The organism is Streptococcus parasanguinis (genome assembly GCF_047465465.1).
Taxonomy (GTDB): domain Bacteria; phylum Bacillota; class Bacilli; order Lactobacillales; family Streptococcaceae; genus Streptococcus; species Streptococcus parasanguinis_AI.
Genome location: NZ_JASGZU010000003.1, coordinates 297,319 through 305,890 on the forward strand (window position 1 = coordinate 297,319; position 8,572 = coordinate 305,890).

The following is an 8,572-nucleotide window of genomic DNA, read 5'->3' on the forward strand; positions in this document are numbered from 1 at the left end:
ATTAGTACTCCGTTAGTTCAAAAGCACCTGACTCTTTCTCGTAAGCAAGGTGTTGCTCAGAAAGTGGTGTGATAAATTCAATGTTGAAATCTGTGTTTGCTTCAACCAATTGACGAGCTTGGATGCGTCCTTCGCGTTCATTTGGTGCATCAATATCGAGATAAAGTGCATGCGTGGTTTCACGCCGAGGGTTGCGGTCTTTTGTTTCCTGATAAAAAACTTTGTAAATCATGAAGTAATTTTCCTTTCATTATTTCGGTCCATTTGTTAGCTACGAAGGAGTGTAATCACTAGAGTTTCCTACTCGCAACTAGTGGACCTGATTCGATACAATTAATTATTATTATATCATAAATTCGCCTGTAAGTAAAAGATAGACTGGAAAAGTCAGAGGGTAAAAGACCTATAATAGAGAAGCTTTTGAGCGGTTTTGGATAGGAAAATCCTGCGCTCTAGAGGAGAGTTTCGCTGGGATTTGAAGGGAATTTGTAGTATAATATAATCCAGTTCAAGAGGAGTAGGAAATGAAATTATTAGCATTTGATACCTCGAGTAAGGCTCTTTCTGTAGCGATTTTAGAAGATGAGGCTCTACTTGCAGAAACAACATTAACTATTAAAAAAAATCATAGTATCACCTTGATGCCGGTCATCGATTATTTGATGCAACAAATCGACTTGACACCCAAGGACTTGGACCGCATCGTGGTGGCAGAAGGTCCTGGGAGCTACACTGGGTTGCGCATTGCAGTCGCAACCGCAAAGACCTTGGCTCATACCTTAGGGATTGAATTGGTCGGGGTTTCGAGCCTCTTAGCCTTAGTGCCAGATGATCTAGAAGGTTTGGTAGTTCCTGTCATGGATGCCCGTCGGAACAACGTTTATGCAGGTTTTTACCAAGATGATCAACTGGTCGCACCAGAAGGACATTTTCCATTTGAGGAAGTCCTAGAGCGTGCAGCGACAAGTGAGCAGGTCACCTTTGTCGGAGAAGTCACTGCCTTTAAGGAACAGATTGCCTCTAGCCTGCCAAGGGCTACTTACTATGAAACCTTGCCAGATGCAGTGAAAATCGGACGTCTCGGTCTCAAACAAGCGCCTGCTAGCCTCCATGATTTTGTCCCTCATTATCTGAAACGGGTCGAAGCAGAGGAAAATTGGCTCAAAGACCACACGGAAACAACGACCTCTTACATCAAGCGCCTATGATGAAAGGAACAATCAGGAAAGGGAGCAGCCGGGATGCGGCCGCTATTCTCGCTGTCATGGAAGATGTCTATGAAGCTAGTCCCTGGAAGTTGGAGCAGATTGAAGCTGATTTAGAGCAGGAATCGATCTTCTATTTCCTAGCTGTGGATGAGGGGCAAGTCCTTGGATTTGTCGCCATTCAAGAGACTCTCTATGAAGCAGAGGTCCTACAGATTGCGGTCAAGCGCGCCTTTCAAGGCCAAGGCCTAGCTCAGCAGTTACTCGCGCAGTTGCCGGACCAAAAAGAAATTTTCTTAGAAGTGCGTGTGTCCAATCAACCGGCCCAAGGCCTATACAAAAAAATGCATTTTGAAGAAATTGCACGGAGGAAAAACTACTATCACGATCCCATAGAGGATGCTGTGATCATGAAGAGGAACCCGAATGAAAGATAGATATATTTTGGCTTTTGAGACATCTTGCGATGAGACCAGTGTGGCTGTCTTGAAAAATGACGACCAACTCTTGTCCAATGTCATTGCCAGTCAAATCGAAAGTCACAAGCGTTTTGGAGGGGTGGTGCCTGAGGTAGCCTCTCGTCACCATGTGGAAGTCATCACCGCTTGTATTGAAGAAGCCCTGGAAGAAGCTGGCATCACTGAAGCCGATGTCACAGCTGTGGCTGTCACCTACGGTCCAGGCCTGGTTGGCGCTCTTTTAGTCGGCCTAGCAGCGGCCAAGGCCTTTGCCTGGGCGCACGGCCTCCCTTTGATTCCTGTCAATCATATGGCAGGGCACTTGATGGCTGCTCAAAGCGTCGAGCCCTTAGAGTTTCCGCTTTTGGCCTTGTTGGTGAGTGGAGGACATACCGAGCTAGTCTACGTCAGTGAAGCGGGTGATTATAAGATCGTCGGAGAGACCCGTGATGATGCTGTCGGAGAAGCTTATGACAAGGTCGGGCGCGTGATGGGCTTGACCTATCCAGCAGGACGTGAAATTGATCAGCTGGCCCACCAAGGATCTGATATCTACGATTTCCCTAGGGCCATGATCAAGGAAGACAATCTGGAATTCTCCTTTTCAGGGCTCAAATCGGCCTTTATCAATCTGCACCATAATGCGCAGCAAAAAGGAGAAAGTCTCTCCAATGCAGACTTGTCTGCAAGTTTTCAGGCAGCCGTACTTGACATTCTCATGGCCAAGACCAAGAAGGCTTTGGAGAAATATCCGGTCAAAACTCTAGTCGTCGCTGGTGGCGTCGCAGCCAACCAAGGCCTTCGTGAACGCTTGGCTTCTGAGATCACAGATGTCAAGGTCATCATTCCGCCTTTGCGCCTCTGCGGGGACAATGCAGGGATGATCGCCTATGCCAGCGTCAGTGAGTGGAACAAAGAAAACTTCGCAGGCTGGGATCTTAATGCCAAACCAAGTCTAGCCTTTGAAGGAATTGAATAAGAAAAAGGAGCCAATTGGATGTGTGATTCCAATGGCTTTTTTGCTGGGATCTCACCAACTAGTAGCGGATTTGCGAAGGGATTATAAAGCTTTCTCTTTCATTTGTCCTTTTTCAACCTTTTTTCTTGTGTTATAATAGAGGTCAATGATTCAGAAAGGAGTGAGAGAGTGGAAAAAGATTTTTGGCAGGGGGTGAGAGACGCGCTTCCGACGGCTTTGGGCTATATCAGTATTGGCCTGGCTTGCGGTGTGGTGGCGTCTCCCTATCTTTCTCCTTTGGAGATGGCCTTGATGAGTATCTTGGTCTATGCTGGGGCGGCCCAGTTTGCGATGATCTCTCTGATTGCGGCTCATTCTTCAATATTGAATATGGCTTTGACGGTGTGTTTGATCAATCTCCGTAATATGTTGATGAGTCTGCATACGTCGTCTGACTTTAAGGATGCTAGCCTTGCTCATACCATCGGGATTGGAAGTCTCCTGACCGATGAGAGTTATGGGGTCTACTTGAGTGAGAAGTTAAAAACGGACACCATTACAGTTCCTTGGATGCATGGGAACAATCTAGTAGGCTATGTGGCCTGGATCAGTGCGACAGTTATCGGAACAGCTCTAGGATCTCTCCTACCTGATCCAAAGGCTTTTGGGCTTGATTTTGCTTTAGTGGCTATGTTTATTGGGATTTTTGCAGCCCAGTTTCAAGGAATGCAACTGACAGAAAAGACCAAGACCATGCTCATGGTGCTGTTAGCAGTAGCAGTGAGTTTCTTTCTCTTACTCTTTTTTGTTTCGCAACCACTAGCAGTGCTAGCTGCGACCTTGATCGGCTGTTTTGTGGGGGTGGTCTGTGATGCGCGTGAATAGTTCTATCTTCATGGCCATTCTGGCCTCAGCACTCGTTACCTGGATTCCTCGGATCTTGCCCTTCCTCTTGGTCAAATACAAGGGACTGCCGGCTCCTGTGACCCGCTTTCTCAAATACCTGCCCATTTCCATTATCTTTGCCTTGGTTTTATCAAGCTTAGTAGATGGGAAAATTGGAAGCCTCCCGCAGTTTCACTGGTTGGACCTAGTGGTGACCATTCCCAGTCTCTTTGTAGCCTTTCGTTACAAAAACCTTATGGGAACCGTTTTGTTTGGAATTGTCTTGATCGCCCTATTACGATTGTTGTTTTAAATGTAAAAATATGTTACAAAAAAATTACAATTGTTACAAAAAACTTGATTTTTGTAATAATCGGAGTATAATGGGAGTCAGAAAGATAAAGAGGTGATCGTATGAAAAAATCAATCTTCCGTTGGAGTGCCGCTGTTCTGGTGGTTGCTTCACTTGGTCTAGCTCTCGGTGGTTGTGGTGCAAAGGATAAAAAGACAGCTTCCTCATCCGCAAAAGCATCTACCAGCAAGGTAGAGAAAAAAGCCAAAAGTAATAGCAAAAAGAGTGCAGCATCTTCCTCTCAGGCAAACGATACAGCTAGCTCTTCGACTCAAGCAAGTAGCGCGACAGCTTCAAAAGACTCTGGTAAGACCGAGAATGCGTCTACTACGACGCAAGCTACTGTCCCTGCAGAATTGGTGGGAACTTGGGTAGGATCTAGCCCACAAGCGGATTCGATTAAAATGACAGTGGATGCCAATGGAGATGTGACAACAGTGGTTAGCTTCAAAAATGATAGCGAACCAACTCGGACAGCTACCTATACAGCAAGAGCAGTAAAAGCAACAGGCAATATCTACTATTGGGAGTCAGAAGGATTGGATGGAGCTGATGCCTTGCTTCCTGGGATCACAGGGCTAGGTGTAGCCAACTTCCGACTGGAGCCAGGTTTTGTCTTAGAAGAAGGACACTATACCCCGATTGTTTTCACAGCGCCTGTCAATACAGAATTTGACTACACCAAATACAATGATTTCCGTTTTTCATTAACCAAAGAACAATAAAAAGACGAACTCGATGGAAAATCGAGTTCGTTTTTTTTGATAGATTAACGAAGATAGATAACTTTGAACAATAATACAGCTAAGATAGCAGCAAGAATTGGGGCTACAACTGGTACCCAAGCATACCACCATTTAGAATCCCCTTTGTGTTCTCCTAATACAGATTTTGGAAGGAAGGCATGGACCAAACGAGGACCAAAGTCACGAGCAGGGTTCAAACCAGGTCCAGTAGGACCTCCAAGTGACGTAACAAGAGCCATAACAAGGAAACCAAGAGCCAAGTGAGCAATTCCTAAACCTGAAGCATGTGCTTGTGATAAAGCCAATTTTGCTGCTGATGTGGTAGCATCAAAGACGCCTCCTTGTTCAGCAGCAGCTTTTTGAGCAAGACCTGCAACCTCTGCACCAAAGAAATGTTTCGTCAAGCCGAGGGCACCAAAGAAAAGGACGAATGATCCAGCAAACTCGTTGATGAAGCCATTAATGGTAGCGGCTTTGCGTGATTCAGGAGTTCCTTTATCCAAACTAGAAATCGTTGAGAATGTTCCTAAGATGTTGTTAGGATTTTCAGTTTGGATGTAGTATGGACGGTGAGTCGCAACGACAACCAATTGTCCAAACATAGCTCCAAGAAGTTGAGCAGCGATGTATGGCAAAACATTTGCCCAAGGGAAGAGTCCGCTAACCGCAAGTCCAAGAGTGAAGGCTGGGTTAATGTGGTTTCCTGAAACATTACCGAACATCAAGGCTGGAATCATTACCCCCATCCCATATCCAATCGCAATGACAAGCCATCCGCTTTGATGACCTTTAGTTCCTTTTAATTCAACGTTTGCAACAGCACCGTTTCCGAGGATAAGTAGCAAAGCTGTCCCGAAAAACTCAGTCATGAGTTTAACACTAAAATCAAAATCCATGATTCTAATAATCTCCTTTATAAATTTTATACCAATCCATTCTATCAAGTAAATACTAACTTGTAAAGAATTTTTAAAAATTTTATTTCAATAGATGAAGAATTAAGTTAGTGAATTTCTATCAGTAATGAGGGGTCCCTGCTACCCAACCGGTGCAGAGGGCGGATGTAATATTAAAACCGCCTGTATGGGCATTGATATCGAGGACTTCTCCTGCAAAGTGGAGTCCAGGAACGAGCTTACTCTCCAAGGTTTTAGGGTTGATTTCTTTGAGGCTGACACCACCCTTGGTCACAAAGGACTTGGCTAGTGACATCTTCCCGGTGACGGGGATAGGCAGCTCTTTGATCTTTTGAATGAGCTCTTCTGTCTGAGGAGGAGTGAGTTGCTTGGCTTTTTCAGGGAATCCTTGCGCCAAGAAATCAGCTAATCGTTCAGGAAGCAGGGCTTTGAGGCTATTTTTAATTGCCTTTTCTCGATGCTCTTCTAGAAAGTCTTTTAACTCTTGAGAAGAGATTGTCGGAAGGAGGTCCAGAGATAAGATTTCACCGCCTTTAACAAAGCTGGACATCCGAAGGGCTGCAGGGCCAGAAAGTCCAAAATGGGTAAAGAGCAGGTCGTGTGTGATGATGTGTTTGCCGTAACTGAGGGTCACATCTGTCAGAGAGATCCCTTGGAGGGCCTTGTGTGGAAAATCTGTCAAAAGAGGACTTTCTGCCGCTTCGAGATCTGTGATGGTGTGTTTAAAGTGGCGGGCAATTTCGTGTCCGTAGCCAGTAGAGCCGGTAGAGGGGTAGGATTTGCCTCCAGTCGTAACGATCAGCTTATCGGCTGTCCAAGTGTTTTCAGATGATTTGACGATGAAGATGTCTTCTGGCTTGGTGACAGAGACCACTTCACAGTTGGTGGCAATGCTAGCACCAAGCTCAAGGATTTTATTTTCTAAGGCTTGAATAATGGTGCGAGATTGATCACTAGCAGGAAAGACCCGGCCATGGTCTTCGACTTTTAGCTTGACGCCATTATCGGTGAAAAATTGGATGATATCATGATTATCAAATTGGGAAAACACACTGTAAAGGAAGCGCCCATTTCCAGGGATACCGGCCATCAAATCGTCTAAGGTTCCGTTGTTCGTGACATTACAGCGACCTCCTCCGGTACCAGCAAGTTTCTTACCGAGCCTTTTATTTTTTTCGATCAGTAGTGTAGGTTGGCCATAAGAGGCGCTGGCAATGGTCGCCATCATACCTGCTGGGCCACCACCGATGACAATGGTGTGAAAATGAGTCATGTAGATCCTTTCATGTTAACTTAACCGTTTTTGGTTTCATTGTATCATAAAATGGATGTCATGAATCAAAATAGTAGCTTCAATTTTTGGTAATTTGTTTTATTTTTTTAGAAAAAAGCTTGCAAATTTTCCGAAAAGGAGTAAACTGATAGGGATAAATGGATGTTTACTTCTAAGTAAGCAGAAGCGAGGATACGAATCCTTATTGGAAATGATCCAAAAAAAGGGAGATGAAGATGAAATTATATGTACAACTGACGATTATATTCACGATTTCATTAATTGGTGAAATCATTTCTGATGGGTTGCACTTACCAATTCCTGGAAGTATGATCGGGCTGTTGATCCTATTTTTATTATTACAGTTTAAGTTACTACGCATGCGCCACGTCAATATGGTAGGAAATTTTTTATTAGCAAACATGACGATTTTATTTCTTCCCCCTGCTGTCGGTATCATGGATAAATTCCATGTGATAGCTCCTTATCTATTTCCGATTATTTTGATTCTAGTTGGAGCCTTGGTTATCAATGTGGCTTTAATTGCAATCGTGGTTAGTTTTATAAAAAATCGTTTTGAGGGTGATTATCCAGAAGGGGGACACAATCGTGGCTAATTTTGCGAGTAATCCTTTATTTGGGATTGTCTTATCTATTTGGGCTTATTTGATTGGGATGTTAATTTTCCGCAGATATCCCCATCCTATAACAACGCCACTTTTAGTGGCTACAGTAATCGTTATCTTATTCTTAATGATTACAGGAATTTCTTATAAGGATTACTATGTCGGTGGTTCCCTGTTAAATCAGTTGATTGGACCATCAACAGTCGCCTTGGGGATTCCTCTCTATAAAAGTTTCCATTTGATGAAGCATCATGCACGGAGTATTTTGATCGGCTCAACAGTAGCGGTTATTGTGAATACGATTTTTACAGCCTTGATCGCGAAAGCATTTGGAATGAAGTACTTTCTAGCCATTTCGCTCTTTCCAAAATCGGTTACGACTGCAATGGCAGTTGGGATTACTGAAAAAATGCAAGGAATTACGACCATCACTCTTGTTGTAGTTGTAGCAACTGGATTATTAACAAGTGTCTTGGGTCCAACGATATTGAAACTGTTAAAAATAAAAGATCCAGTAGCTATTGGATTAGCTCTTGGAGGAACTGGACATGCAGTAGGAACAGGGACAGCGTTTAAGTATGGTCATGTGGCCGGTGCTATGGCAGGATTGGCAATAGGGATCACAGGAATTTTGTATGTATTCATTAGTCCAATTGTGGCTTCGATGATTTTATCCTAAAACAATTTATTATTTTTCTGAGAGAGGCTCAAAAAGGCTCTCTTTCATTTTGTAGTGAAAGCTTAAAAATCCATCCGGAGTGAAAGAAGCTTTTCATGATTACTATCCAAAGCTTTTCCAAGCGTCTAAAAAATGGTATAATGAACTGTAAATTTCAGAAGTTGGAAGGAATGTCATTACTATGATGAATATGCAAGACTTAATTTAAGATTCTTTAAGTCTTGTTATTTATCAAAATACTGATTTTAAGCGATTTTGCATTCGATAAAATCAACAATTTATAGATGTATTACATTATATTGGACAGTAAATGGACAGTGACAGAGTGTTTGAAGGAGAGAAAAAGGTAGTGCACATGGAAATAATTGTTGCAGACCAAATTATTATGGGATTGATTTTAAATGCGGGTGATGCTAAACAGCATATTTACCAAGCTTTATCATATGCTAAGGAGGGCGATTTTACATCTTCTG

General features: G+C 43.4%; 12 protein-coding genes. 9 read left to right on the top strand and 3 right to left on the bottom strand.

Annotated elements, in window-relative coordinates; translation table 11 throughout:
- Position 1: 1 nt before the first annotated feature.
- Positions 2-232 (bottom strand): DNA-directed RNA polymerase subunit epsilon, encoded by a 231-nt coding sequence (locus tag QM351_RS07390; RefSeq protein ID WP_003008866.1) that lies wholly within the window; start codon positions 230-232, stop codon positions 2-4.
- A 292-nt stretch (positions 233-524) separates the two neighbouring features.
- On the opposite strand from QM351_RS07390, the gene tsaB reads away from it, so the two are divergent.
- From tsaB to QM351_RS07420, 6 genes are all read left to right on the top strand, one after another.
- Positions 525-1,208 (top strand): tRNA (adenosine(37)-N6)-threonylcarbamoyltransferase complex dimerization subunit type 1 TsaB, encoded by a 684-nt coding sequence (gene tsaB, locus QM351_RS07395; RefSeq protein ID WP_414327106.1) that lies wholly within the window; start codon positions 525-527, stop codon positions 1,206-1,208.
- Positions 1,205-1,642 (top strand): ribosomal protein S18-alanine N-acetyltransferase, encoded by a 438-nt coding sequence (rimI, locus tag QM351_RS07400; protein WP_414327107.1) that lies wholly within the window; start codon positions 1,205-1,207, stop codon positions 1,640-1,642. The genes tsaB and rimI overlap by 4 nt, the downstream gene beginning before the upstream one ends.
- The gene (gene tsaD / locus QM351_RS07405; RefSeq protein WP_061591222.1) at positions 1,632-2,642 is read left to right on the top strand and encodes a tRNA (adenosine(37)-N6)-threonylcarbamoyltransferase complex transferase subunit TsaD; all 1,011 of its coding nucleotides are present in this window, start codon (positions 1,632-1,634) and stop codon (positions 2,640-2,642) included. The genes rimI and tsaD overlap by 11 nt, the downstream gene beginning before the upstream one ends.
- A gap of 168 nt (positions 2,643-2,810) precedes the next feature.
- Positions 2,811-3,506: an AzlC family ABC transporter permease gene (locus QM351_RS07410; protein WP_049474651.1), complete on the top strand. Its 696-nt coding sequence runs from the start codon at positions 2,811-2,813 to the stop codon at positions 3,504-3,506.
- A complete protein-coding gene (locus tag QM351_RS07415; RefSeq protein WP_414327108.1) occupies positions 3,493-3,819 on the top strand; it encodes an AzlD domain-containing protein in 327 nt (108 codons plus the stop codon). Before QM351_RS07410 ends, QM351_RS07415 begins: the two co-directional genes overlap by 14 nt.
- A 101-nt stretch (positions 3,820-3,920) precedes the next feature.
- The gene (locus QM351_RS07420) at positions 3,921-4,583 is read left to right on the top strand and encodes a hypothetical protein (protein WP_414327109.1); all 663 of its coding nucleotides are present in this window, start codon (positions 3,921-3,923) and stop codon (positions 4,581-4,583) included.
- Positions 4,584-4,627: 44 nt separating this feature from the next.
- Here the strand turns inward: QM351_RS07420 and gla are convergent, their stop codons facing one another.
- Together gla and QM351_RS07430 are read right to left on the bottom strand one after the other, a co-directional pair.
- Complete coding sequence (gene gla / locus QM351_RS07425; protein ID WP_195487303.1) at positions 4,628-5,500, bottom strand: aquaglyceroporin Gla; 873 nt, start codon at positions 5,498-5,500, stop codon at positions 4,628-4,630.
- Between the two features lie 121 nt (positions 5,501-5,621).
- On the bottom strand, positions 5,622-6,794 hold the full coding sequence (locus QM351_RS07430) for an NAD(P)/FAD-dependent oxidoreductase (RefSeq protein ID WP_414327110.1): 1,173 nt from the start codon (positions 6,792-6,794) through the stop codon (positions 5,622-5,624).
- A gap of 236 nt (positions 6,795-7,030) precedes the next feature.
- Here QM351_RS07430 and QM351_RS07435 point away from each other — a divergent pair, with 236 nt between their 5' ends.
- The 3 genes from QM351_RS07435 to QM351_RS07445 all read left to right on the top strand — a co-directional run.
- Entirely contained in the window at positions 7,031-7,411 is a 381-nt protein-coding gene (locus QM351_RS07435) for a CidA/LrgA family protein (protein WP_037606919.1), read from the top strand.
- The gene (locus QM351_RS07440; protein ID WP_003008843.1) at positions 7,404-8,099 is read left to right on the top strand and encodes an LrgB family protein; all 696 of its coding nucleotides are present in this window, start codon (positions 7,404-7,406) and stop codon (positions 8,097-8,099) included. Before QM351_RS07435 ends, QM351_RS07440 begins: the two co-directional genes overlap by 8 nt.
- 355 nt (positions 8,100-8,454) lie before the next feature.
- On the top strand, positions 8,455-8,572 hold a 118-nt coding region (locus QM351_RS07445; RefSeq protein WP_414327116.1), incomplete at its 3' end, for a PTS lactose/cellobiose transporter subunit IIA.